We start from the raw sequence: 23,252 nt of genomic DNA, 5'->3' as shown, positions 1-23,252 counted from the left end.
GCATTGCCATGACCCATTCCACTCCCCTTGACGACCTCGGGCAATGCCTGATGGATCGACTCGATGAAGCCGCATCCTATTCGTTGCCGGGGCCAGGCGTTACACGACTTTTCGCTGGCGAAGAGCACCGCAAATTACTTCCTCTGGTGTCATCATGGATGCGACTCGCCGGCCTCGAGCCGGAGCTGGATGCCGTGGGCAACCTCGTGGGACGATGCCCACGGGCACTTGCCGGGGAGCCTGCGCTTATTCTTGGTTCTCACCAAGACTCCGTAGTTGAAGGGGGCAAGTACGACGGCATGCTAGGTGTCGTCATGCCCTTGCTGGCGCTGCAAGCATTGCGTGAACAGGGACGCGAGCCCAGTTGTGCAGTAGAAATCGTGGCCTTTGGCGATGAGGAGGGGGTGCGCTTTCCATCCACCCTCGTGGGCAGCCGTGCGCTTGCTGGCACGCTGGATCCGAAAGTGCTGGAAGGAGAGGACAAGGAGGGCATAACGCTGCGCGAAGCACTGGAACGTCTCGGAGCAGACCCGTCACGATTGGCAGAGACCGCACGCGATCCCGCGCGAGTTTTGGGGTATATCGAGGTACATATTGAACAAGGCCCAGTGCTCGAAAATGAGGGATTAGCGCTGGGAGTGGTGACGGCTCTGACGGGCATCGAGCGGCACCGTGTAAAGGTCTCCGGCAAGGCAGGTCATGCTGGCACAACCCCCATGGCGGGTCGCCGTGATGCACTGGTGGGTGCCTCGGCCATGGTTCTGGAGGCCGACAGCCTGCTTCGCCATTTGGACGGTTTGGTCGGCGTAATCGGCCAGCTTTGTGTGAGGCCCGGCGCCGTAAACGTCATTCCGTCCGAGGTCGAGTTCACGCTGGAAGTGCGCTCGCCAGATACGGATAAGCGTCTTGCTGGACGTCGCGAGATCCTTGCTGCGCTGTCCGGTATCGCCAAGGAGCGTGGGCTGGAAATAAGCACCCGCGTGGACTACCAGGCTGAGGGAGTTCCTTGCGCTGAGTGGATGATCGAGGCTCTGGAACAGTCGTGCAAAGATGAAGGTCAGGCAACCCGCCGCTTGTTTAGCGGGGCGGGGCATGACGGTTTGGCAATGCATGATCTGACCGATATTGGCATGTTGTTTCTCCGCTGTAGGGGGGGCTTAAGTCACCACCCTGATGAAGCCATTGCAGCGAAAGATGCTGAGGCAGGCGTACGGGTGATCATGCGCTTACTGACCAAAATGGGCGATATGTCACGACCCTTGAGTGTGTGGGAAAAGAAAGCGTAGATTGACGGGATGAACGCTCCCCAGGCAGTAATTTGCTTAAGCGTCCGCTGCTGGCTTGGCTGCCGTGGTCTCATCAACCACCAAGCTGCAGCCAAAACGGTAGCGTCAGCATCGCCAACAGCGTCTGCCCGGTAATAATCGCCGCCATCAGTTCAGCATCGCCGCCCAGTTGGCGCGCCAGAATATACGCCGAGGTGGCGGTGGGCAGCGCGGCGAATAACAACGCAACATCACGGCTCACTACGTCAAGGCCTAACAGCCAAGCCAAGCCCAATACCAAAGCCGGCATCAGTACCAGCTTAACGCTATTAGTGGCCATCACACCGCGATCAACGCGCAGCAATGCCGCAGGACGTAGCGCCACGCCCACCGCTACCAATCCCAGCGGTAACGCGGCACGACCTAATAGTTCGACAGTATTTTGTCTCCAGCCCGGCAACCCGACCCCCGAGAGATTAAGGCTAATACCCAGCAAACACGCCAAAATCAATGGGTTTTTGATCAGCGCCATCATGCTTTTGCCGATGCTGGTATTACCTAGCGTGCCGGCGGCTACAAAGCTGGCCACGCACATCACGTTGACGACCGGCACCATCAACGCCACGGCGACTGCCGCCGTGGTAGCTCCCGCACTCCCATGTAGCGCCGCTGCGCCAGCCACCCCCACATAGGTATTAAAGCGCACGGCGCCTTGAAACACCGAGGTAAACTCAGCGGGCGACAGACGTAGCCAGCCACGCAAACGCCATAACAGAAAGCCAAACAGCGCTATCGCGCTCAATAGCACCAATGCTAAGCGCCCGACCGGTACCTGGCTAACATCGGCGGTAGCCAGGGTGCTCACCAGCATGGCAGGAAACAGCACAAAGTAGATTAGCCGTTCCATATGCGGCCAGAACGTATCGCTAGGCCAGCGCTTAAAACCGAGTGCGGCGCCTAGCAAAATCAATAAAAACAGGGGGCCTAGGGCACCGCTAATGCTTTCCATCGGGCTTCCTTATCCTTACGTTCGAACTCGCCGTGACAGTCGCGGGTTTGCTGTTACTATGACAATTGTGATCTGACTCACTGCTTGCGAGGAGAAAACCATGACCTATCCAAGAAGTTGGTTGGGTGCAGGCTTGGCGGTTGTAGTGATCGTCGCAAGTGGCGTCGCGCTCTATGATGTCGCGTTATCTACCCCCAACGACACACCTCGCGGCGGCCCGATTGAACTGGCGTCCACACAGGGTGACTTTTCGCTTACCCAGCTTTCCGACGATCAAATCGCCATCGTGTCGTTCGGCTATACATTTTGCCCCGATGTGTGCCCGATGACCCAAGCGGTAAAGCGCCAAGCCCTCGCCACGCTTTCGCCGTCACAGCGCGAGCGGGTGGTGCCCGTGATGGTCACCGTTGACCCGGAACGCGATACCTTGGAACGGCTTGAGCACTATCTGGCATTTTTTGGTGAGGCGTTTATCGGCGCTACGGGCAATCAAGCGGCGTTAGACGATGTCATGTCCCGGTATGACGTGATACGCCAGCGGGTTGAGACCCCCGACTCGGCAATCGACTACACGATTAATCATAGTTCGTCGCTTTATTTAGTCGACCGTGACGGGAAGATCCTACAACGCGTGCTGTATTCGCCAACCCCTCAAGGGCTTAACGCCGCCCTGGAAAACGAGTTGAGTCGCTAATCGTTGTTAGGTGACGCTTGCAGGTGTTCTAGCATCGCCATCAGCGCTTCAACCTGAACGCCTTCACGGGTGTCGTGCAGCGCCGTCAACGGTAAAGCGCGCTCAGCGTATCCCCACCAATCCCAACAGCCCTGAGGGTTCTTCAGGGTGCTTGTTGCTTGTGGATACACGATGATTTGCCCGTGGGTCGCCGCCCAATCATTTAGGCCACTGTGACGCGCGAACGCATCGCCAATCGCGTCTTGGCCCATTTGGCAGCCATGAAGCGCTAGCGTGATCGGGCAGCCACCCTGCTCGCATCCTTCGGGTAGGTATATGAAGCCGGTATCGCCCATACCGTTCACGGCAAACGGTGATTGATCAAACGTACTTAACTGCCCTTGGCCTTCGCTTTGTGATTCGCGCTCGGGGTACAAGAAGCTCAGCATCTGGCCGGCCACATCGTCATCGCAGGCAAGCAGGTAACTGCCACCGCCTTGCTGGCAGTCACCCAGAACCTGGGGAGACGGTGGATCGTCGTTTAAGCGCACCGGCCAGCCGTGCCCCGTCTCCTCGCGGCGGATCACGCGAAGCTGCTCGGGTGAGGCCAGCCAGCGCTCCCACTGAGCCGCCAATAAATCGCCCAGCTCAGGTTCCACCACCTCATCATCCGCGCCGTGCCATAAAAACACCCTTAATCGGCTAAGCGCTTCCTGGGAACCTACCTGCTGCGCTGATTCATACCGACGACGACGGGTATCAAGCCGGTCAAGCGAAGGCTCGCCACTCTCAGTTGTCATACAGGTATTCAGCGCCCGAATTAACGACCCTCCCGAGCAGCCCCAGGGGCCGGCGGCCAACACCCCCAAGCCACTGAAGTGCTCGGGAAACGCCACCGCCAGTTGGGTGGCCATATAGCCGCCGGACGAAACCCCCACCACGCTGGTGTCTTGTTGCTTAGCATCCAGGGCAGGCAGCGCCTCGGGCGCGGCCTGGACAGCCATTACCATCCATGAGCTGCCGATCAGCAACAGGCCGCTCGCTAAACAGCGCGGGGGGCGACACGACGGCAAAGACATCACTTATTCAACGTCGAGCAGTTCAACACGGAAGGTTAACACCTCGTTAGGCCCAATCGGCCCTTGACCACGTTCGCCATAGGCAAGATCAGCGGGGATATACAACATCCAGCTATCACCGACACTCATCATCTGTAGCGCTTCCTGCCAACCTTCGATCACTTGATTGGTTTGAAAGCTGACTGATTCACCGCGTTCAAAGGAGCTATCGAAAACGGTGCCATCTAACAGCATGCCTTCATAATTCACTTCGACGGTGTCTTCAGGGCCGGGAGACTCGCCATCACCCGACTCAATCACTTCATACTGGAGACCAGATTCAGTAACGGTCACTTCGTCGCGCTCAGCATTCTCGGCCAAGAAGGCTTGGCCTTCTTCACGATTGGCTTCGCTGGCTTCGGCTGCTTCCGCTTCACGAGCCGCCATTGATTGCTCTTGGAACGCCATTAACGCTTCGCTCATTTGCTCGTCGTCAAGCGCCAGGTCATTACCTTCGAACACATCGCGCATACCATCGGTAAAGGTATCGATGTCCAAATCCTCGACATCAGCCTGCATGCTTTCGCCGAGCGTGACACCCAGGCTATAAGCCAAACGCTCTTCTTCGGTTTCCGGCGCGGCAGCCGCCAAAGGGGCTACCAGCAGTAAACTAACCAGCGTGGTTGACGAAATAGCTACTTTCATAAAACACCTTTTTTCCATGGTGCAAAGCACCTTAATGAGGGTCATTAAAAGAATAACACCCGCCGCCCCAGGCTGCATCTGCCGAGGCGGCGGGTGTTAATACCCATCGACGTTTACGGGGAAGCGCGTTACACCACCATCGTCGGGCAGTGGGCGCCACCGGCTACCCGCTGGGAAACACTCCCCAGCAGCAGGTTTTTATCGCCGTTAGTCCCCTGGGCCCCGATGACGACCAGGTCACACTCACGCTTACGTGCAAAACGGACGATGGTACGCGACGGTCGACCACCTTTCACGAATGCCCGCACGCGCGCGCCATCGGCGCCCAATTCAATCGCGTGAGACTTAGCATGGACGGCAATTTCCGTGGCGTACTCTTTCAGCGCATCGTCGGGAATATCCAGCTTGCTAGGCCGTACCATCGACAACGAGGCTTCAAGCAGGCTGTGATGCTTGAAAACGCACAGCAGGTAAAGCTCCGCACCCGTCAACATATGCAGACCAACGGCCTTTTCAAGCGCCTTCAAGGCCCCTTTGGAGCCATCCACCGGAACTAAAATGCGGTTGAACATACGCGCACTCCTTGTGGCTGTTTAGCGGAAGGCAATATCACGCAGGAACAGCGCAATTTGCGGGAACATGATCAACAAAGCGGCCGCTAAAATCAGCATGAAAATAAACGGCGGTGTGCCTTTGATCACATCCCAATACGGGCGCTTAAAAATCGCGATGGCGGTAAAGATATCGCAACCGAAGGGTGGTGTTGCCGAGCCAATCGCCACCTGTAGCGTAATCAAAATCCCGACCAGTACCGGATCCAGCCCCGTAGAGGCGATCGCCGGCGCGAAGATAGGCGTTAACACCAGGATGACGACGATCGGGTCGACAAACATGCACGCCACGAAGAACGCGATACAAATCGCAATCAGCACGCCCGTGGGGCCTGCTTCATTAACACCCACCGCTTCCAGAATGGCCTGGGGTATTTGCGCGAACGAGATAATCCAAGAAAAGCTATTGCCCACGGCCACCAGAATGAACACAACAGCGGTAATTAACCCCGTGGATTTGGCGATCGCGTAAATATCGTTCAGCTTGAGCGAGCGGAACACCATAAATTCAAGGAAAAAGGCATACAGTACGCAGGCCGCGGCCGCTTCCGTGGGGCTGAAAATACCGCCATAAATACCACCGACGATAATCACAGGGAAGCCAAGTGGCCAAAGCGCCATCCGCACGGCCCTACCACGCTCACCCCAGGTCGCTTTTGGCTCTGTGGGTACTTTTTTCACCGTCGCATAAATCATGCTGTAGGCGGCAAACATCATTAAAATCATCACGCCAGGCCCAATGCCGGCAATGAAAAGCTCACCAATGGACGTACCCGACACCACCCCGTAAATGATCATGCCAATACTGGGCGGGATCAGAAAGGCAATATCGCTCGAGTTAATAATCAACGCCAACGTAAACGAATCCGAATACCCCGCTTTCAACATACGCGGGCGTAGCGGCGAGCCTACCGCCACAACGGTGGCCTGGGTCGACCCTGATACCGCGCCAAACAGCGTACACGAAGCCGCCGTGCTAACAGCCAGACCGCCTTTCACATGGCCAATGAACGACATAACCATGTCAATAAGACGGCTAGCGGATTGGCCTCGCGTCATAATATCCGCCGCAAGAATGAACATGGGTACCGCGATCAGCGACGCGGGGCGAATGCCTGCCATCATCTGCTGAATCAAGGTTTCCATCTGCCCAAACCCGTTGAACATCATGAAAAAGCCAATGGCCGAGGCGGTGATCAACGGGATCATCATCGGAAAGCCCAGCAATAGCAGGACAATCATCGTTGAGACCATTATTGTCGTCATAGCAGTTCCCCTAGGCAGCTGTGCCCCGCGTTAGACTTCCGTTTCGGTATCTTTATAACCATCAACAACCCCGGTCGACAGGTACACATCTCGTGAGGTCATGTTTTTAACTGCCGTTAGCAGGTATTGCACTCCGGTAATGAAAAAGCCCATGGGTACCCATAGGTAAATAATCCAAATCGGCATCCCCAATGAAGGCAGTACGCGCCCTTTGCTATACAAATCGATGATGAAAAACACCGAGTAGTAAAGCAAAAAGAACATCATTATTGAGGTGAGCAAGGCAATAGCGATCATCAATACCTTGCGGCCGCCGGTCGGGAGCGCATCGTAAATCGCCGACATACGAATATGGCGGCCGTGGCGCGCTGCATAGCCGATACCGGCAAAGGTGATCATGATGATCAGGATGCGGTTAAGCTCGCCTGAAAACATAATGCTGTTGCCAAACACAAAGCGCGCGACCACATTCGTCACTGTGTTCACTGCCATCAGTATCACGCCAAGTGCCAGAATCACTGACTCAATTTTGCTGATGACGGTATCCACTAACCCGAGGATACCAGGCAAACCAGAGCGGTAGCCTTTCTCAGACTCTTCTTCGGTCATGGCCGGACTCCTTTAATCACAGCAGTCTTGAACTGCCGATTTCTCGTTCCCACACCGATCTCGATACCGGGTGTTGTCGATCCACTCATGGCTAACATCACTAGCCTAACGGTAACCCAACGTTACTGGTTCAACGTTTGATGAACGAAGGCAATTCACCTTAGCGAATTGATATTGCTATCAAACAGATGAAAAAGGGGCGGCCGCTGGCCGCCCCTTTGATCCTTCAGTTGCAGCGCCTTAATGGCGAGGGCTGCTTATTCTTCGTCGTTGGTTACTTCTTCCAGATCAGTTTTGAACTGCTCAAGCAGCTCTTCACCACGCTCACCGGTCATTTCCAAGAAGGCTTCTTCAACCTGTGGTGCACGTTCACGGAAGGCCTGAATCTGCTCTTCATCCAGGCGCGTGACGGTAACTTCATCAGACGCTTCCTGAATTTTGGCCAGCGATTCTTCAGCTAACCCTTGGATGTGCTCGATAGTATGGTCATAAGCCACTTCGGAGGCTTCTTGAACCAGTTCCTTATCCTCGTCGGATAAACCTTCGTAGAAGTCCTGGTTGGCCATCATCGCGGTGGTGAACCAGCCGTGACCGGTAAAGGTCAGGTGCGGAGACACCTCGTAAAGACCGCCAGACTCGATCCAGAAAATTGGGTTCTCTTGACCGTCAATGATGCCGGTCTGCAGGCCACCATAGACCTCACCCCAGGGAAGTGGCGTTGGCGTCGCGCCGAACGCGTCGTAGGTTTCCGTCAACAGTGGGTTGGTCATCGTGCGGATTTTCTTATTATTCAGTTCCTCTGGCGAGGTGAACGGCTCATTGGTGGTGATGACCATTTCACCTTCCGGATACATTTGCAGCAACTCAAGGCCTTGCTCGGCGTAGAGCTCTGGGAACATCTCGTTGATTGCTTCGCTCTCGTCAAAGAACTCGAGTACGGTCTCCTCGTCGGTGGGAAGCAGGTAGGGAATGAAAAAGATTTGTGCTTCTGGAATGAGCGAGCCGGTGAAGCCAGGCGACTGGTTAACGAACTGCAGAATCCCGTTTTGAGTCTGCATCATAATGTCGTCAGACTCACCCAGCTCACCAAAGCGATAGACCTGCACGGTGTGGTCTGAGTTGTCTTCGATGTGTTCTTTGAACGCGTAGGCGAAGACGTCTTGAACGTCACCTTCGTATTCTTCGTGGGCATAACGCCAGTTTTCCGCCTGAGCGACGCCTGACATACCCACCAACAGTGCGCTGACGCTCGCCGTCGTTACTAACTTGCTTGCCTTCATGCGGTATTCCCCTTGCAGTGGTAAGCGCGCTATACGAGTGCGCAAAAATCTGCTTTGATCGGCGCGTTAGCAACGCGCAGTTGTTATTCACAATAGTGCCAACGCTCGCTGGCGCTGCACGTCTGAAAGCCCGAATAACAAACGGTTATTCAAAAGCAGCTAATTTTTAGGCTAGCGCGCCCGTTGTAAGGGGTCAAGCTGCTGACCTAGCACGGCAAAGGCGTATTGAATAGCCGAAGTGGCCTCTGTGTCACAATCAGGTGAGGTCTCATCTTGAGGCAATAATAGGCGTTCTTGCAGCCATCTCCCGGCATCATGCGGATTTTCGCGCCGGTTTCTTAAGTGTGCTGAAGACTGATCGTTGTCCCAAGCCCACGTTTGCCAACGTTGAAGGTTTTCACGCTCCGCGAGTAACTCTGCCTGCTTGATCCGTTCACGTAGGGTCGTCACGGTCTCGCTCGGGTTAACTGTCGATTTTAAATCGCGCCGTAGCCCGCGCAGCACCTCGGTTATCCCGGCCTGCCACTCACGACGCGCCTGGCGCAGCGTTGATAATGGTACAGGCAATGCCTCCAGTCCGTGTGCATACAGCCAGCTATGAAACAGCAGTTCACACACGTCGATGGAGGCCGCCTCCTGCAACGTCAAGCACGCTTGCTCGACGCCCGGGCGCGCATAAAACGTCAGCGCAAAATCCCACAACGGTGTCTGCTGTAGCGCCGCTAATCGGGTAGAATCAAGCGCAATAGAATCTCGCATCATAAGACCCACTCTTTTCGGGAGAACGCATGATCGCACTGCGCCAAGTCGCCCTGCAACGCGGCAAGCAAACGCTACTCGACAACGCCGACCTTACCCTACCCGATGGGGTGAAAGCGGGCATTATCGGGGCTAACGGTGCAGGCAAATCGAGCCTCTTTAAGCTGTTACTGGGGGAACTTGGCCCCGATCAGGGCGAGGTAGAACTGAGCGGTGGGCAACGTATCGCCCACATGGCCCAGGAAGTCGATGCACTAGATCGGTCGATTATCGAGTACGTGCTCGACGGCGATATCGCGCTGCGCCAAGCAGAAGCCGATTTACAGGCCGCCCGCGACGCCGGCAACGCCCACCGTGAGGCCGAGCTACACGGTTTGATTGAAACCTTGGACGGCTATCGCGCCGAATCCCGCGCTGCTCAATTACTGGTCGGCCTCGGCTTCATTCAGGCCGACCTCGACCGCCCGCTGTCAGCGTTTTCCGGCGGCTGGCGAATGCGCGTCAATTTAGCCCGCACGCTGTTTATGCCCTCCGACCTACTGCTGCTGGATGAGCCCACCAACCACCTGGATTTGGACGCGCTGCTGTGGTTGGAACAGTGGCTCACCCGCTATCCCGGCACGCTGTTGTTGATCTCCCACGACCGCGACTTCCTGGATGCCGTATGCGACCACATTGTGCATATGCATCATCAAACGGTGGAACTTTACCGCGGCAATTACTCGCGCTTTGAGCACACCCGCGCCGAGAAGCTCGCCCTCCAGCAGGCCGAAGCCGCCAAGCAGCAGGCACGGCGCGAGGAAATCGAGCGTTTTATCACTCGCTTTAAAGCCAAGGCAACCAAGGCCAAGCAGGCGCAAAGCCGCGTCAAGATGCTCGAGCGCATGGAAGACATCGCCGTTGCCCACGTCGATTCACCCTTCCATTTCACCTTACCCGCATCGGATAAAACCTCGCATCCGCTGCTGGTGCTCGACCAGGCGACGTTGGGTTATCGCAGTGGCACAGGCGATGTCGCCCAGCTCGAAAAGGTCAATGTTACCCTGCTACCAGGCAGCCGTATCGGCTTGCTAGGCCCCAACGGCGCTGGTAAATCAACGCTGATCAAATCGCTCACTGGCGAGCTAGATCTTCTGCAAGGCAAACGCGTGCCCGGCGAGCATTTAGCCATCGGTTACTTTGCCCAGCATCAGTTAGAAGGGCTGGACGTCACCACCTCGCCGTTTGTACATGTACAGCGCCTTTCGCCCACCGCCAGCGACCAGGATATCCGCAACTTCCTAGGCGGATTTGGCTTTAAAGGCGACGACGCCTTCGGCCAAGTGGCAAACTTCTCAGGCGGTGAAAAAGCCCGCTTAGCGCTATCCTTGGTGGCCTGGCAAAAACCCAATCTATTGCTATTGGACGAACCCACCAACCACCTGGATCTGGAAATGCGCGAGGCGCTCACCCAGGCGCTGGCCAGCTTTGAAGGCACAGTGATTCTGGTCTCTCACGACCGCCACTTACTGCGCGCCACGGTGGATGAATTCTGGCGGGTCGCCGACCACCGCGTTGAGCCCTTCGACGGCGACTTGGACGACTACCGGGCGTGGCTAAAAGCACGCCTGGAAGAAAGTCGCCGTGACAGCCGCAACGAGAAGAGCGAGCGCCAGGGGCAACAGCCCATCGGCGACCGCAAAGCCGCTCGCAAAGCGGCGGCCGAACTGCGTGAAAAATTGCGTCCGCAAAAAAAGCAACGCGACCAAGCGGAAAAAGCCATGGAGAAAGCCCAGAAGGCGTTAGAAGGCGTTGAGGAAGTACTCTCAGACCCTGAGCTTTACACCGACGGCGCCCGCAAAGCGGAGTTGACCGATGCCCTGGCGAAACAGGCCGACCTCAAAGCCCGCTTGGATAACGCCGAGCAGCAATGGCTCGCCGCCGAGGAGGCCTTAGAAGCTATGGAAGCCGAACTGCTGGCCAGTGAAAATGCCTAATCGCGTTTCGACTAACTTTCCAACAGGAAGGTTACTGGGCCATCGTTGACCAGTGATACCTGCATATTGGCCCCGAACTCGCCGGTGGCCACCTCGTGCCATGCTGACTGCGCCTGCTCAACAAGATAATGAAACAGGCGCTGACTCTCCGCTGGCGGCGCGGCGCTTGAGAAACTGGGCCGCAGCCCTTTTCGGGTATCCGCCGCCAAGGTGAACTGCGGCACCAGTAGCAAACCGCCGCTGGCTTGTTGAATATTGTGGTTCATTTTATCGTCGGCATCGCTGAACACGCGGTAGTTAAGCAGTTTGTGCAGCAACTTATCGGCGTCCGCTTCGTGATCACCCTTTTCGACGCCGATTAGCGCCAGCAACCCCTGGTTAACAGCTCCAATGGTTTGCCCCTCAACGTCAACGCTCGCGCGGCTTACCCGCTGTATCAGTGCTTTCACGCCGTTACTCCCACGCAAAAAAGCACCAGTATAACGTGCTACCGAAAAAGCTCACTCCCTGCCGAGTAACGCGTCGCGAAAGTCTTCACCTAGCGGTTCCTGGCCCAGCCAAATGCCGAACATAGCGTTGGCAAAGGTGGCGTCGCCGCCTTCAAACAGCGTTTCGCCATTCAGCACAAGGCGCAGTTGGTCACCGTCCCAACTCAGCACGTATCGATCACCGGGGGCCACGTCGCGGTAGCTATCGTTAAGCGCTTCAAGGTCGCTTTGAAGCGCACGATAAGCGCTGCTGCTCAGCGTATCTTGTAGGGTTTCAGTGGTAGCCTCGGCAAACTCTCCAGCCTCGATATCGTGGAAGTAGGCCAGTTCCAGACGCCGAGGAATATCGTTTTGAGGCTGTGGCTCGGGCTCACCTTCCACCTGATAATACGCCCCGACGTAGGCCGTCCAGAGCATATAAGTGAAAATGCCGCTGCCGATTAGCGCGTAGCGCTGGCCGTTTTCTTCCACGTTTCGCTCAAAGCGCTCACCCTCGACGCTGACCGTTTGTGCCCAAGCAGCCGAAGACCCGACAAGTAGGCACGCGCTAACGAGCCATACACCGACGTGGCGTCCCCGCAGTAATGAAATACCGGATAGTAGCGGCATAGCAAAGCACCTCTTATTCACACAAACAGTGCTTATACTACATGCTTTTTATATTAAAGTTCCGTACAACTATTCCATACGACTCTTTCATATGACTATCCGCGGCAAAGCATCACGTCGCAATGCGGCTCGCACAGCAGCATATCGGTCAATTGGCTGACATGGTGGGGCTGGTCACGGTTGCCGAGCACCACCAGATCGGGCGTTTGGCGTTTGATATAGGCGTTCAACACGTCACCGGGTAGGCCGTGCTCCAGCACCAGCTCAACATCCGGCACGCCGGCCAGCTCGGTCATCAAACTGTCGACTTCCTGGGCCAGCCGTTCGCGTACTTGTGCCACCTCATGGTCACGCCATTGAGCATAATAGGGGTGCGAACCCAGCTCTCGCTCACCAGGCAAGGTCCAGGCATGCAATAGCGTCAAGGAGGCATCGGGAAAGCGCTGCAACGCTTCGCGCAAGCTATGCCGAGCGGTCAGTGAGAAATCAACAGGCACCAGAATCGAGCGCCACGGTTGGGTAGGCGGCTGCGAGGCAATCACCACGGGGCAGGGGGCGCTGCGTACAATGCGCATCGACGTGGTTCCCATTAGCAGGTCTTTCTGACCACGCTTGCGGTGCATCCCTACCACGACCAGATCCGCTTGACGCTCGTGAGCTTCGCGGACAATTTCGACGTAAGGTGATCCCGTCACGGTCTGGATCAGCGTCTTGGGCTCATCTAGAGCGTAGTCTTCACGAATATCTTTGAGGGTCGCGGCGATATCATCCACCACCGCCGCCTCCACTTCATGGAGCACACGATGCGGCAAGTAGGGGTCAAGGACGTGGACAATATCAAGCTGCGCGCCGTCGAAGTAGGCTAATCGCAGCGCTCTGGCAAAGGCGGCCCGGTTATCGGCCGACAGATCGGTGGCAAACAGCACGGTACGGGTCATGGCAAATGCTCCTCGGCCGAGCGACTCAGCCTTATCTAGCCAGCCTGCAAGCGAACATCCTTCAGCATGGTGCGCAACGACCTATTGCGCAAGTCAGGCGATGTGCGTTGGCTACCCGACGCGCTGAGCTCCTTACCACCAGGCATGAAAGTGATGCACCGGGCCGCGCCCTTTACCCACGTTTAAGCGTACGCTGGCCTCCAGGGCCGCATGCAGCCACTGCTTGGCATCGCTGATGGCGGCTACCGGGGCATCCACGTTTGCCTGCACAGGCAGCTTAGCCAAACAAGCGGCGATCGCCGAAGACAGCGCGCAGCCGGTACCGTGCAGATTCTCGGTCGCAATACGTGAGGCCGCAAGCCACTCATGGCCATTGGGCGTAGCCAACAAGTCAGGGCAGGATGAACCGCGTAAATGCCCGCCTTTGAGCACCACGTAAGGCGCACCAAGCTGCGTTAGACCAGGTAGCATGGCTTCCATGGCATCCAAGCTGGTGGGCGATGGCGTATCGAGCAATACGGCGGCTTCGGGGAGGTTAGGCGTGATCACATCGGCAAGCGGCACCAGAATATCCCGCACTGCGCGAATACCGGCGTTATCGACCAGCATATCGCCGCTTTTAGCGACCATCACCGGGTCGAGCACAATCCAGCGTGGTCGGCGCTGGCGCAATACATCGGCAATCACCTCGGCAACCTCGCGGCTAGCCACCATGCCAATTTTGACCGCGTCTATCGCCACATCATCGAGTAGATGCTCAAGCTGCTCGCGAATGGCCTGGGGCGACACTGGGTACACCGAGGCCACGCCACAGGTATTTTGGGCAATCACCGCGGTAATCACGTTGGTGCCGTACACCCCGAGCGCCGAGAAAGTTTTGAGATCACCCTGCAGGCCGGCACCGCCGGACGGGTCGGAGCCGGCGATCGTCAGCACATTACGGAGGCGGGAATCGGTAGACATGGGGCTCCTCGGCAGAATCGTCAGTATTTGCCTAGGATACCCAAGCTGGAACTTTTGTGCTGCACTTAAACGCAAATGGCCGCCCGAAGGCGGCCATTCAGTCTAGCTGAACGCGATATTACTCGGTGGTATCCCCGTCAGGGTTGCGGGCGTTGTAATAAGCCTGTTCAGAGATGGCGTGGTAGTCCTCGACCTTATCCTGGAAAGCACTGTAAGACTCGTAGATACGCGTCGCCATTTCGCTGGATTCGGCCAGTTCGGCAACCACATCTTCCGAATGCTCACGCGCCTGCGCCAGCACGTCGTCAGGAATCCGGCGTAGCTCGACATCGTGCTCGTTGACCAGGGTTTCCAGTGCATCGTTATTACGTGCGGTGTACTCGTCCAGCACGTTGGCATTGACGTCGCGCACAGCCGTTTTCAGGATTGCCTGCAGATCCGCGGGCAACTCAGCCATGGCCTCTTCGTTGACGATGGCTTCGAACATCACGGTCGGTTCGTGCCAGCCTGGATAATAGTAGTAATCCGCCGCTTGGTGCAGGCCGAAAGCTAGGTCGTTGTAGGGGCCAATCCATTCGGTAGCGTCAATGGCGCCGGACTGCAGCGAGGTGAAAATTTCCCCGCCCGGCATGTTCACAATCGCCACACCCATGCGGCTCATCACTTCACCACCTAGGCCCGGCATGCGCATTTTGAGGCCATCGAGATCGTCAACCGAGTTGATCTCTTTGTTGTACCAGCCGCCCATTTGAACGCCTGAAGCGCCGGCCACCAGCACATCGACGCCGAAGTCATCGTACAGTTCGTTCCACAACTCCATGCCGCCACCGAAGTGCAGCCAAGCATTCATTTCTTGCGCGTTCATGCCAAACGGCACGGCAGCGAAGAATTGCGCCGCGGGGGCTTTGCCCTTCCAGTAGTAGGAAGCGGAGTGGCCCAATTCGGCAGTGCCGTCGGAAACGGCGTCAAATACCTCAAACCCCGGCACCAATTGACCCGCGCCGAAGACCTCGATGGTCAGGCGACCATCCGACATTTCATCAACCAGTTCCGCAAGACGCTCGGGGCCTTGGCCCACGCCCGGGAAGTTCTTCGGCCATGAGGTGACCATTTTCCAGCGGAATTCTTCTTCTTGTGCCTGGGCGTGATTATCAATGCTCGAAACCGCCAGCAAGCTGGCGGACATAGCAGTCGTCATGGCAATGGCGACGGGGAGTGTTTTGACTTTCATACGTTAAACCTCTTTGCTTTCTATTATTACTTTTATGGTTTAGAGACACCGCCTAGAACGATGTAGCAAACAAAATACTAGGCGGCTTACTGCAAAATTGTAGTCAGTTATTTAACTAATTTTGTGACAGCTTGCCACGTCCTTGCGTTGACAACCCTACTGATTTTCAACCCCCCGTTAGCTGAACTGCGTGGGCAGCCATGTCGCCAGCTGCGGGAAGAACGTTAGCATGAGCAACATGCCCAACTGCATCAGGATAAACGGAATCACCCCGCGATAAATGGCCGAGGTGGGCACCGACGGGGGCGCCACACCGCGCAGATAAAACAGCGCGAAGCCAAACGGCGGCGTCAAAAACGATGTTTGTAGGTTAATCGCGATCATGATGCCGAGCCAAATCGGATCCAGCCCCATGGCGAGCAGAATCGGCCCTACAATGGGCACCACCACAAAGGTAATTTCGATAAAGTCGAGAATGAAGCCGAGCAGAAAGATCACCAGCATGACGATGATCGTCGCGCCCACTACACCACCGGGCATGCCCTCAAACAGCTCGGTGACCATGTGTTCGCCGCCATACGCCCGGAACACCAGCGAAAACAGCGCGGCACCAATCAGAATCAGAAACACCATAGTGGTGACGTGGGTTGTCGAGCGTAATACGTCTTTTAGGGTCGCCCAGTCGAGCTGGCGATAGGCCAGCGCCAACACCAAGGCACCAAAGGCCCCAACAGAGGATGCCTCGGTGGGTGTGGCAAAACCGCTCAGGATCGACCCCAGCACTGCCACAATCAATACTACGGGCGGCACCAAGCCTTTGAGCAACAGCATGCCTATCCCGGAAGTGTGGCCCAACTCTTCCATTAGCTCTTGCCGGTCGGCAGCAGGCGCCATACTGGGGCGCAGCCACGCTATGAAGGCCACATAGAGCATATACATCACGACCAGAATTAAGCCCGGCACCAGTGCGCCCATGAACAGATCGCCCACAGAGACCGTTTTCGGGCTGAAAATCCCCATATCCAGTTGCGCTTGTTGATACGCCGACGACAGCACATCACCCAGCAGTACCAAGGCGATGGATGGCGGAATAATCTGACCCAGCGTGCCTGTGGCGCAAATCGTGCCGGTGGCGAGCGAGGTGCTATAACCACGCTTGAGCATGGTAGGCAACGACATCAGGCCCATGGTGACCACCGTGGCCCCCACGATACCGGTAGAGGCAGCCATCAGCATGCCCACCAGCGTCACCGAAATGCCCAGACCACCGCGCATGGCGCCAAACAGCAGCGCCATGGCGTCGAGCAGGGTTTCCGCCACTTTGGACTTTTCCAGCAACACGCCCATTAACACAAACAGTGGCACCGCCAACAGCGTTTGGTTGGTCATGATGCCGTAAAGCCGGTTGGGCAGCGCGGCGAGATAGCCTCCATCGAAATTGGCATCGATACCCATGGCTTCCAGGCCCAGCCCCATCCCGGCAAACAGCAACGCCGTGCCCGCCAGCGAGAGCGCCACGGGAAAGCCGAACATCAATACGATGCAGATAACAGCAAATAAAACAATCGGCATGAATTCCAGCATCAAAGGCGCTCCTCAAGGTGGCTTTCATCTTTGGCTGGCGCAATTCTTCCGGTTAACACATAGCCATTGCGCACCACCTCAATCACGCCTTGTACGATCATCAGCAATGCAAATAGCGGTATTAAGGTTTTCAGGGCGTACACCGCCGGAATACCGCCGTAATCAGGCGAGCTTTCGAGAATGCTCCAGGAATTGACCACGTAACCCAGGCTGGACGCGATGATGTAGACCATTACCGGCATAAGAAGCGTGATGATACCCACGACATTAATTAAGGCTTGTCGACGCGGTGACATTCCCCGGTAGAAAATATCCACCCGCACATGGCCATCATGGCGAAAGGTATAGGCGGCCGCGAGCATAAAGACGCTGGCGTGCATATACATCACCAGCTCTTGCATAAATATGCTATTCACGCTGAAAGCATAACGAAGCAGTACAATCGCGAACTGAATCAGCATCATGATGATGATCAGCCACGCAAGGGTACGCCCGAACCACTCTGAAGCGCGATCCAGCGCACCAATAAACGCAGGTAGTTGTGTAGTGTCCGACATGGGAGTGTCTCGCATAAAACGGCTAAGGGGTGTCAGCGACCAGACAATAGCGCATATACGCAGACAATGCAGCGTCCCTTAGCGGCGAGACGCGCTTATTATTTAACGCTTGAGCGAATCGCCGCCAAACAGGCAGCGGGTAGCGGCAGGTCAACGGCAATCGGCAGATGGTCGGAGAACAGGTGATCCAACACCTGAACATCCACTGCCTCTAGGGATTGCGACAGCAGAATATGATCCAGCGCGCGGCGCGGCTGCCAGGAGGGGTAGCTAAGCAGGGGTTTCACGGGGTGCAGCGGTAACGCGGCATTGAAACGCTCGTGGGCATGCAGCTGATCCGGCGTGCAGTTTAGGTCGCCCATCACCACCACATGGCGCAGCGGTTGAATAATATCGCTGAGATAATTCAACTGCCGTACCCGCCCACGGTGACTCAGTGCCAAATGGGCCACAAAGATATGCAGCGCATCCGGGCCATCCCCAAAACGTGCATGGATAGCCCCGCGCCCTGGCATTGCGCCTGGCAACCGGTGCTCTTCAATTTGACTGGGTACCAGGCGCGACAACAGCCCATTGCTGTGCTGGGCAATGTGGCCGAGGTTGCGGTTGAGCTGTTGAAAATGACTGGGGAAGCCCGCTTTGGTGGCCAGGTATTCAACTTGATTGATACGACTTGAACGAAAGCTGCCACCATCAACTTCCTGCAGCCCCACCACATCAAACTTGCCCAGCACCTCGCCCATCACCTCAAGCCGCTTCAAACGGCTCGGATGAGGCAGAAAATGCTGCCAACTGCGCGTCACATAGTGGTGATACGCCGAGGTCTGAATACCCACCTGGAGATTAAACGTTAACAGGCGCAAATGGCCGCTGCTAAGCAGCGGCTTGCGAGCCTCCATCTCTCTCATGGTTCTTCCCATGCCGAATCAGCCGTCAAACAACGCTACTCATCGCGCGCTTCACGCACTTGGTCGACCAGCGCATCCGCGATGTTGGGCATGTTTTCCAGGCTACCGGCGCTGCTTGGCGTGACGACGTAACGGCCATCAATCACCAGTGCGGGCACTCCCATTAAACGCATATCGCGCATACGGCCGTTGGCCTGATTGACGTTGCTGCGGACGTTAAACGCCGAGAGGGCTTCTTGGGCTTCTTCTTCGCTGACACCATAGTTGGCAAAGAAAGCAGCGATGTCGTCGCTATCGGTCATCGAGCGCTCGTCTTGATGGATAGCGTCGAAGAAGTCTGCGTGCAGGTCATCCTCAATGCCGAGCGCTTGAGCAGCGTAAAATGCGTTGGCATGGGTATTCCAATCGCCGCCCATCGTGGCGGGCATTTTTACAACCGTCACGTCATCATCGAGGGTTTCATACCACTCGTTAACGTGTGATTGCAGGCGATAACAATGCGGGCAACCAAACCAGAACACTTCAAGCACTTCGATTTGGCCTTCATCCACCTGGGTCTCGACCGGCTCATCCAGCGCTTCGTAGTGCTGGTCTTCGACCAGTTCCTGGGCGCTGACCGCTGCCGACAAACCTAGCCCTGCTAGCGCGACCATCAACGTTTTCAACATAGTGTCTTTTCTCCGTGGGAAAGCGAAAGCTATGACCCTAACGGTCTGCCAGGGTTCCGCGCTTGAGCAAGCAAGCGGTTAAAAAGATTAGCTTATTGAGGGTGGTCGTTTAATTCAAACCATACAGATAATTGGCGACCGCCTGCATATCGTCATCGCTCATTTTAGCGGCGATATCGCGCATTATTTGATTGGGGTCGTTGTCTCGCTCACCGGCGGCAAAGTCTTGTAGGGTCGACACGGTGTAGTCAGGTTGCAGCCCCGAGAGCGCCGGATAAACCGCACTGCCGATACCCGCCCCGGTAGGTGTATGGCAGGCACTGCAGGCGGGAATGCCTTTGTCCTGATCTCCGGCCCGATACAGTGCTTCGCCGCGGGCCAGCAAATCGTCATCATCATCGGCTTGGCCCAGGTGGGGCTCTAGGCCCGCGTAAAATGCTGCGACATTCCAAGCGTCTTGGTCATCGTAGTCATCCACCTGGCCCGCCATCTGCGGCACCACGCGGCGACCGTCACGAATATCCATGATTTGCTTGGCGAGGTACGACATCTGCTGGCCCGCCAAATGGGGAAATACCGGCGTGGGACTAATCCCCGCTTGCCCATGGCAAGCCGCGCAGGGCGTTGCTAAAGCTTCACCGGCAGAGGCATCGGCCTCAGCCCGAGGGTTTGCAGACGCGGTGCTTATCGCACCGACGCTAATGGCCAGGCTTACCAGTAACATTCTCATCGCTCGTCCATTTTTATGTAAGTAGTTAATATTGTAATCATACACGAGGCGCTGACTAAGGCACTGGCATAACGAACCGCTACCCGTGTAAACAACCCAACAGGTTAGTCGCTGCCCGACAAAGCGCGGTGTTACACTAGCCCCAGTTCAAAGACATATCGCTTTGCTCAGTATAACGAAGCCTCAGGATAGGAGGAATGTTGTCGTTCAACGACACCAGAGGCTATTCGTCGCGGTGCCGCTCGCCTTTGTCGTCGCAAATGTCGTCGCGCATTCATGGCCACCTTTACTCATTGTTTTTTCTCTTAGTTTGTCAGGATCAATGCCATGCCTACCTACCATGATAGTCCAGTTGTGCGACTTAATTACCCCACCGCGCAATTTATGACCAGCGCGCCTACGCTTGCAAAGTGCCCGGAGGATACCGGTGCCGAAGTCGCGTTTGCCGGGCGCTCCAACGCGGGCAAATCCAGCGCGATTAATGCCCTCACCCAGCAGAAAGCGCTGGCGCGCACCTCGCGCACCCCAGGCCGAACTCAGCTGATCAACTTTTTTAGCGTGATGAACAACGAGGCGTGTCGGCTGGTTGACCTGCCTGGCTATGGCTATGCCCAAGTGCCGGAAGCCGTCAAGCTGGAGTGGCAGAAGCACCTGTCTGACTACTTGCACAGTCGCTTAAGCCTGCGCGGGCTCGTGCTGTTAATGGATGCGCGCCACCCGCTCACCGAATTTGACCAAATGATGCTGGGCTTTGCCGATCAGCGCGACATGCCGGTGCATATTTTGCTCACCAAAGCCGATAAGCTGAAAAAAGGCCCCGCCAGTGCGGCGCTGCAAAAAGTACGCTCGCGCTTACAGGAATGGGAAGACCTGGTGTCGGTTCAGCTGTTTTCGTCGCTCAAACGCGACGGCGTCGATAGCCTTGCGCAACGCTTGGATCAGTGGCTGCATACCCCTCAATAGGGTGCTTTCAGCGCGTTTAGCACGCCGGGCAACTCCTTGATATGGGCAATTTGATAGACACCTTCTGGCAATGCGTCGACGCACGTCTCAGATATCCACACTGCATGCATGCCCAACTGCTGGGCAGGTAGCACGTCTTCTTCCCAGGAATCGCCCACATGCATGGCGTGTTCCGGCGCGACGTTGAGACGCGCGAGCGCGGTGAGAAACGCCTTGGGATCAGGCTTTGGCGTCAATAGCTCACCGGCGGCAATCGCCACTGAGAAGTAGCCCGCCAAGGGTTGGCGTTTGAGATGAATATTGCCGTTGGTAATCGCCGCCAGACGATAGCGCTGCCCCAGAGCCGTCAATAAGTCGGCCGCCTCGGGATGCGGTGTGACCTGCACCCGGAGTCGATGGAATTCATTCATGGCCGCAGCAGCCCAAAGCTGAGCAGCACTGCGCGGCAAACCGTGGGCTTCTAGCTGAGCTTCCAAAGCACGCAAGCGTAACCAAGTAAAGTCACCGCGCCGCTCGGGCACCTCAGCGGCAATCCGTTGGCGACGCTGAAGGTAATCTTGCAGGCCGTCTTCGTGGCTTAACGCCCACTGCGGCCAACGGCGCTCAGCTAACCAAGGGGGTAGCGCCTCGAGCAGCCAGCCGTAGTGCCCCGTTTCCGTTCGCGCCATCACCCCGCTGTTATCCCATAGCGTATCGTCTAAATCGAAGGTGATCGCCTTAAGAGAGGTCATGGCTCACTCCGTGTCGGGCGGCGCTTCGCTCGGGGGTGTGCGGCATCGTAGCTCGTCGCCAAGTGCTGCCAGTCTAGCCGCGTATAAACTTGGGTGGTCGAGAGGTTGGCATGGCCCAGCAATTCCTGAACCGCGCGCAGGTCTTGGCTGGATTCCAGCAGATGGCTGGCGAACGAGTGGCGTAGCCGGTGAGGGTGCAAGTGTTCCGGCAGCCCCCGCTGAATGGCCAACTGAGCCAAGCGCTTTTGAATCGCTCGGTGGCCTAAACGTGACCCGCGCTGTCCCACAAACAACGCCGATTCATCGTCAGGAGCCAAACTTGGCCGCGCGCTCAGCCACGCCGCCAGCGCCTGCTGAGCCCGGCTCCCCACCGGCACTTGGCGTGGTTTACCGCCCTTACCCAGCACGCGCACGCGCGTCGGTTCCAAGGCGTTGAGGTCTAGTGCGGCCAGCTCCGCCAAACGCAAGCCGCTTGAATACAGCAACTCCAGCATCGCCTGATCACGACGCGCCAGCGGCGAGTCATCGTGCGGCATATCCAGAAAACGCGCCAGCGTGTCCACATCCACCGGCCGTGGTAAGTGTTGGGGTTGCTTGGGAGTACGCACCAGATCCAGCGGGTTATCGTCGATAACCCCTTGTTTCACCAGATAGTCGGCAAACCGTGATAGCGCCGCACGGCGCCGTGCCAAGCTACGCGGCGCAAGCCCCCGGCGGCGCTCGGCGCCCAAAAAGGCGCGCAATAGATGTTGATCAAAGGCAAGGGTGTCACCCGTTTGACGGCTGACAAACGCGCAGAGCGCAGCGGTATCCTGACGGTAAGCCGCTACCGTGGCCGGGCTTGAGTGGCTCGCCAGCGCGACAAGAAACGCCTCCGCGTGCTGGCGGATAGCGGCTTCATTCATGGGGGTTCAAGCGGATCAGCAGCCGCGCGACGATATCGCCTAAATACTCGGTAAACAGCGTGTCCATACTGGCTCGATACTGGTCAGCGTCGGGGCTAGCGAGCAGCAAGTAGCCCATCGATTCGCCCGCCGAGAGACGCGAGATCGCGCATGACCCTGCTTTGCGCGGCGCCTTCACGTGGGGCAACAAGCACTTCCAATCGCTAACGCTAAGCTTGGCGCAACGACTGGTGCGCCCATCGAGCAACGCCGCCAGCCGCGCCCCGGCGTGCTGATCTAAAACATGACGTGGCGGTTGCGGTGGCGACGGTTCGCTGTCGCTTAGCGTGGCGGGGCACCAGAGCGCCATCGCGGGCGTGTTGAAACGCTCGCTCAGCTGGGTTGCCAGCGCCTGGGCCAGGGCGTCGCGGGTATCAGCTTCCACCAGCGCCAGCAGCGTCTCGCGCAGGCGACGATACTGGGCCTCGTTGTGGCGGGCGGTTTCCAGCAAATGCTCAAGACGCCCCTCGGCGGTCTCGGCACGCTGGCGTAAATCGATCACTAGCCGCTCCAACAGCGAGACCGCTCCCTCGATATGCGGATGGGGAACCTGCAACTGCTGCAATAAGCCTTCCCGACCCACAAAGAAATCGGGATGACGAGCCAGCCAAAACGCGACTTGGTCGGGGTCGAGCGTTTTGCGAGGTTCGGGGGCTTGAGACATCGCCGTTCTCCTTGGGTTAGTGAAAGACTGTTCGCTTTAGGCTCGGCTGGCAAGCCGGTAAGT

At 57.0% G+C, this 23,252-nt stretch carries 25 protein-coding genes; 4 read left to right on the top strand and 21 right to left on the bottom strand.

Annotated features, from left to right (window positions below; genetic code table 11):
- Positions 1-8 precede the first annotated feature (8 nt).
- Positions 9-1,286, top strand: coding sequence for a M20 family metallo-hydrolase (locus BLR97_RS01065; protein WP_211605016.1), 1,278 nt, complete (start codon positions 9-11; stop codon positions 1,284-1,286).
- Between the two features lie 73 nt (positions 1,287-1,359).
- Here the strand turns inward: BLR97_RS01065 and BLR97_RS01060 are convergent, their stop codons facing one another.
- Positions 1,360-2,274 carry an AEC family transporter gene (locus BLR97_RS01060; protein WP_089701604.1) on the bottom strand — a complete coding sequence of 305 codons (915 nt, stop codon included), beginning with the start codon at positions 2,272-2,274 and terminating at the stop codon, positions 1,360-1,362.
- A 100-nt stretch (positions 2,275-2,374) separates the two neighbouring features.
- Between BLR97_RS01060 and BLR97_RS01055 the strand changes: the two genes are divergently transcribed.
- Complete coding sequence (locus BLR97_RS01055; protein WP_089701602.1) at positions 2,375-2,968, top strand: SCO family protein; 594 nt, start codon at positions 2,375-2,377, stop codon at positions 2,966-2,968.
- Here the strand turns inward: BLR97_RS01055 and BLR97_RS01050 are convergent.
- The 7 genes from BLR97_RS01050 to BLR97_RS01020 all read right to left on the bottom strand — a co-directional run bounded on the left by BLR97_RS01050 (position 2,965) and on the right by BLR97_RS01020 (position 9,238).
- Complete coding sequence (locus BLR97_RS01050) at positions 2,965-3,951, bottom strand: alpha/beta hydrolase-fold protein (RefSeq protein WP_244511096.1); 987 nt, start codon at positions 3,949-3,951, stop codon at positions 2,965-2,967. The genes BLR97_RS01055 and BLR97_RS01050 overlap by 4 nt on opposite strands.
- 78 nt (positions 3,952-4,029) lie before the next feature.
- Positions 4,030-4,710 carry a BamJ family beta-barrel-assembly machinery protein gene (locus BLR97_RS01045; protein ID WP_089701598.1) on the bottom strand — a complete coding sequence of 227 codons (681 nt, stop codon included), beginning with the start codon at positions 4,708-4,710 and terminating at the stop codon, positions 4,030-4,032.
- A gap of 128 nt (positions 4,711-4,838) precedes the next feature.
- Positions 4,839-5,282, bottom strand: coding sequence for a universal stress protein (locus tag BLR97_RS01040; RefSeq protein WP_089701595.1), 444 nt, complete (start codon positions 5,280-5,282; stop codon positions 4,839-4,841).
- A gap of 21 nt (positions 5,283-5,303) precedes the next feature.
- Positions 5,304-6,587, bottom strand: coding sequence for a TRAP transporter large permease (locus tag BLR97_RS01035; RefSeq protein WP_089701593.1), 1,284 nt, complete (start codon positions 6,585-6,587; stop codon positions 5,304-5,306).
- A 30-nt stretch (positions 6,588-6,617) separates the two neighbouring features.
- Complete coding sequence (locus tag BLR97_RS01030; protein ID WP_089701591.1) at positions 6,618-7,196, bottom strand: TRAP transporter small permease; 579 nt, start codon at positions 7,194-7,196, stop codon at positions 6,618-6,620.
- 257 nt (positions 7,197-7,453) lie between these two features.
- Positions 7,454-8,476, bottom strand: coding sequence for a TRAP transporter substrate-binding protein (locus tag BLR97_RS01025; RefSeq protein ID WP_089701589.1), 1,023 nt, complete (start codon positions 8,474-8,476; stop codon positions 7,454-7,456).
- Positions 8,477-8,647: 171 nt separating this feature from the next.
- Positions 8,648-9,238 carry a TIGR02444 family protein gene (locus tag BLR97_RS01020; RefSeq protein WP_244511094.1) on the bottom strand — a complete coding sequence of 197 codons (591 nt, stop codon included), beginning with the start codon at positions 9,236-9,238 and terminating at the stop codon, positions 8,648-8,650.
- A 26-nt stretch (positions 9,239-9,264) separates the two neighbouring features.
- Between BLR97_RS01020 and BLR97_RS01015 the strand changes: the two genes are divergently transcribed.
- Positions 9,265-11,211 carry an ABC-F family ATP-binding cassette domain-containing protein gene (locus BLR97_RS01015; RefSeq protein ID WP_089701587.1) on the top strand — a complete coding sequence of 649 codons (1,947 nt, stop codon included), beginning with the start codon at positions 9,265-9,267 and terminating at the stop codon, positions 11,209-11,211.
- Between the two features lie 11 nt (positions 11,212-11,222).
- On the opposite strand, the gene dtd is transcribed toward BLR97_RS01015, so the two are convergent.
- The 10 genes from dtd to BLR97_RS00965 form a co-directional block, all read right to left on the bottom strand.
- Positions 11,223-11,660, bottom strand: coding sequence for a D-aminoacyl-tRNA deacylase (gene dtd, locus BLR97_RS01010; RefSeq protein ID WP_089701585.1), 438 nt, complete (start codon positions 11,658-11,660; stop codon positions 11,223-11,225).
- 51 nt (positions 11,661-11,711) lie between these two features.
- Positions 11,712-12,308 (bottom strand): chalcone isomerase family protein, encoded by a 597-nt coding sequence (locus tag BLR97_RS01005; protein ID WP_089701583.1) that lies wholly within the window; start codon positions 12,306-12,308, stop codon positions 11,712-11,714.
- Positions 12,309-12,403: 95 nt separating this feature from the next.
- Positions 12,404-13,246: a universal stress protein gene (locus BLR97_RS01000; RefSeq protein WP_089701581.1), complete on the bottom strand. Its 843-nt coding sequence runs from the start codon at positions 13,244-13,246 to the stop codon at positions 12,404-12,406.
- 132 nt (positions 13,247-13,378) lie between these two features.
- On the bottom strand, positions 13,379-14,209 hold the full coding sequence (gene thiD / locus BLR97_RS00995) for a bifunctional hydroxymethylpyrimidine kinase/phosphomethylpyrimidine kinase (RefSeq protein WP_089701579.1): 831 nt from the start codon (positions 14,207-14,209) through the stop codon (positions 13,379-13,381).
- Between the two features lie 118 nt (positions 14,210-14,327).
- The gene (locus tag BLR97_RS00990; protein WP_089701577.1) at positions 14,328-15,440 is read right to left on the bottom strand and encodes a TRAP transporter substrate-binding protein; all 1,113 of its coding nucleotides are present in this window, start codon (positions 15,438-15,440) and stop codon (positions 14,328-14,330) included.
- 177 nt (positions 15,441-15,617) lie between these two features.
- Positions 15,618-17,024 carry a TRAP transporter large permease gene (locus BLR97_RS00985; protein ID WP_089701575.1) on the bottom strand — a complete coding sequence of 469 codons (1,407 nt, stop codon included), beginning with the start codon at positions 17,022-17,024 and terminating at the stop codon, positions 15,618-15,620.
- Positions 17,024-17,581, bottom strand: a complete 558-nt coding sequence (locus BLR97_RS00980; RefSeq protein ID WP_089701573.1) for a TRAP transporter small permease subunit — start codon at positions 17,579-17,581, stop codon at positions 17,024-17,026. Before BLR97_RS00980 ends, BLR97_RS00985 begins: the two co-directional genes overlap by 1 nt.
- Positions 17,582-17,679: 98 nt before the next feature.
- Positions 17,680-18,489 carry an endonuclease/exonuclease/phosphatase family protein gene (locus BLR97_RS00975; protein ID WP_089701571.1) on the bottom strand — a complete coding sequence of 270 codons (810 nt, stop codon included), beginning with the start codon at positions 18,487-18,489 and terminating at the stop codon, positions 17,680-17,682.
- 35 nt (positions 18,490-18,524) lie between these two features.
- Positions 18,525-19,157, bottom strand: a complete 633-nt coding sequence (locus tag BLR97_RS00970; RefSeq protein WP_089701569.1) for a thiol:disulfide interchange protein DsbA/DsbL — start codon at positions 19,155-19,157, stop codon at positions 18,525-18,527.
- Between the two features lie 109 nt (positions 19,158-19,266).
- Complete coding sequence (locus tag BLR97_RS00965; RefSeq protein WP_089701568.1) at positions 19,267-19,887, bottom strand: c-type cytochrome; 621 nt, start codon at positions 19,885-19,887, stop codon at positions 19,267-19,269.
- A gap of 327 nt (positions 19,888-20,214) precedes the next feature.
- Here BLR97_RS00965 and yihA point away from each other — a divergent pair, with 327 nt between their 5' ends.
- The gene (gene yihA, locus BLR97_RS00960; protein ID WP_089701566.1) at positions 20,215-20,850 is read left to right on the top strand and encodes a ribosome biogenesis GTP-binding protein YihA/YsxC; all 636 of its coding nucleotides are present in this window, start codon (positions 20,215-20,217) and stop codon (positions 20,848-20,850) included.
- Here yihA and BLR97_RS00955 read toward each other — a convergent pair.
- The 3 genes from BLR97_RS00955 to BLR97_RS00945 are packed head-to-tail and all read right to left on the bottom strand — an operon-like array spanning position 20,844 to position 23,189.
- Positions 20,844-21,581 (bottom strand): HAD family hydrolase, encoded by a 738-nt coding sequence (locus BLR97_RS00955; protein ID WP_089701565.1) that lies wholly within the window; start codon positions 21,579-21,581, stop codon positions 20,844-20,846. The two genes, yihA and BLR97_RS00955, sit on opposite strands and share 7 nt — an antisense overlap.
- Complete coding sequence (locus tag BLR97_RS00950; RefSeq protein ID WP_089701563.1) at positions 21,578-22,486, bottom strand: tyrosine recombinase XerC; 909 nt, start codon at positions 22,484-22,486, stop codon at positions 21,578-21,580. The genes BLR97_RS00955 and BLR97_RS00950 overlap by 4 nt, the downstream gene beginning before the upstream one ends.
- Positions 22,479-23,189, bottom strand: a complete 711-nt coding sequence (locus BLR97_RS00945; protein WP_089701561.1) for a DUF484 family protein — start codon at positions 23,187-23,189, stop codon at positions 22,479-22,481. Before BLR97_RS00945 ends, BLR97_RS00950 begins: the two co-directional genes overlap by 8 nt.
- Positions 23,190-23,252: the final 63 nt, after the last annotated feature.

Source organism: Vreelandella arcis, from assembly GCF_900103865.1.
Classification (GTDB): domain Bacteria; phylum Pseudomonadota; class Gammaproteobacteria; order Pseudomonadales; family Halomonadaceae; genus Vreelandella; species Vreelandella arcis.
Note: the sequence above shows the minus strand (reverse complement) of the source record. Positions and strands in the feature narration are given on the sequence as shown.

Excerpts from the sequence above, each read along its gene's own strand:
- BLR97_RS01040 (WP_089701595.1), bottom strand. The coding sequence starts at position 5,282 with ATGTTCAACCGCATTTTAGTTCCGGTGGATGGCTCCAAAGGGGCCTTG.
- BLR97_RS00950 (WP_089701563.1), bottom strand. The coding sequence starts at position 22,486 with ATGAATGAAGCCGCTATCCGCCAGCACGCGGAGGCGTTTCTTGTCGCG.
- BLR97_RS01005 (WP_089701583.1), bottom strand. The coding sequence starts at position 12,308 with ATGCCGCTACTATCCGGTATTTCATTACTGCGGGGACGCCACGTCGGT.
- BLR97_RS01015 (WP_089701587.1), top strand. The coding sequence starts at position 9,265 with ATGATCGCACTGCGCCAAGTCGCCCTGCAACGCGGCAAGCAAACGCTA.
- BLR97_RS00955 (WP_089701565.1), bottom strand. The coding sequence starts at position 21,581 with ATGACCTCTCTTAAGGCGATCACCTTCGATTTAGACGATACGCTATGG.
- BLR97_RS00965 (WP_089701568.1), bottom strand. The coding sequence starts at position 19,887 with ATGAGAATGTTACTGGTAAGCCTGGCCATTAGCGTCGGTGCGATAAGC.
- BLR97_RS01000 (WP_089701581.1), bottom strand. The coding sequence starts at position 13,246 with ATGACCCGTACCGTGCTGTTTGCCACCGATCTGTCGGCCGATAACCGG.
- BLR97_RS01065 (WP_211605016.1), top strand. The coding sequence starts at position 9 with ATGACCCATTCCACTCCCCTTGACGACCTCGGGCAATGCCTGATGGAT.
- BLR97_RS01035 (WP_089701593.1), bottom strand. The coding sequence starts at position 6,587 with ATGACGACAATAATGGTCTCAACGATGATTGTCCTGCTATTGCTGGGC.
- BLR97_RS00970 (WP_089701569.1), bottom strand. The coding sequence starts at position 19,157 with ATGTTGAAAACGTTGATGGTCGCGCTAGCAGGGCTAGGTTTGTCGGCA.
- BLR97_RS01060 (WP_089701604.1), bottom strand. The coding sequence starts at position 2,274 with ATGGAAAGCATTAGCGGTGCCCTAGGCCCCCTGTTTTTATTGATTTTG.
- BLR97_RS01055 (WP_089701602.1), top strand. The coding sequence starts at position 2,375 with ATGACCTATCCAAGAAGTTGGTTGGGTGCAGGCTTGGCGGTTGTAGTG.
- yihA (WP_089701566.1), top strand. The coding sequence starts at position 20,215 with ATGCCTACCTACCATGATAGTCCAGTTGTGCGACTTAATTACCCCACC.
- BLR97_RS00945 (WP_089701561.1), bottom strand. The coding sequence starts at position 23,189 with ATGTCTCAAGCCCCCGAACCTCGCAAAACGCTCGACCCCGACCAAGTC.
- BLR97_RS01020 (WP_244511094.1), bottom strand. The coding sequence starts at position 9,238 with ATGATGCGAGATTCTATTGCGCTTGATTCTACCCGATTAGCGGCGCTA.
- BLR97_RS00975 (WP_089701571.1), bottom strand. The coding sequence starts at position 18,489 with ATGAGAGAGATGGAGGCTCGCAAGCCGCTGCTTAGCAGCGGCCATTTG.
- BLR97_RS01050 (WP_244511096.1), bottom strand. The coding sequence starts at position 3,951 with ATGGCTGTCCAGGCCGCGCCCGAGGCGCTGCCTGCCCTGGATGCTAAG.
- thiD (WP_089701579.1), bottom strand. The coding sequence starts at position 14,209 with ATGTCTACCGATTCCCGCCTCCGTAATGTGCTGACGATCGCCGGCTCC.
- BLR97_RS01030 (WP_089701591.1), bottom strand. The coding sequence starts at position 7,196 with ATGACCGAAGAAGAGTCTGAGAAAGGCTACCGCTCTGGTTTGCCTGGT.
- BLR97_RS00985 (WP_089701575.1), bottom strand. The coding sequence starts at position 17,024 with ATGCTGGAATTCATGCCGATTGTTTTATTTGCTGTTATCTGCATCGTA.
- BLR97_RS01025 (WP_089701589.1), bottom strand. The coding sequence starts at position 8,476 with ATGAAGGCAAGCAAGTTAGTAACGACGGCGAGCGTCAGCGCACTGTTG.
- BLR97_RS00980 (WP_089701573.1), bottom strand. The coding sequence starts at position 17,581 with ATGTCGGACACTACACAACTACCTGCGTTTATTGGTGCGCTGGATCGC.
- BLR97_RS01045 (WP_089701598.1), bottom strand. The coding sequence starts at position 4,710 with ATGAAAGTAGCTATTTCGTCAACCACGCTGGTTAGTTTACTGCTGGTA.
- BLR97_RS00990 (WP_089701577.1), bottom strand. The coding sequence starts at position 15,440 with ATGAAAGTCAAAACACTCCCCGTCGCCATTGCCATGACGACTGCTATG.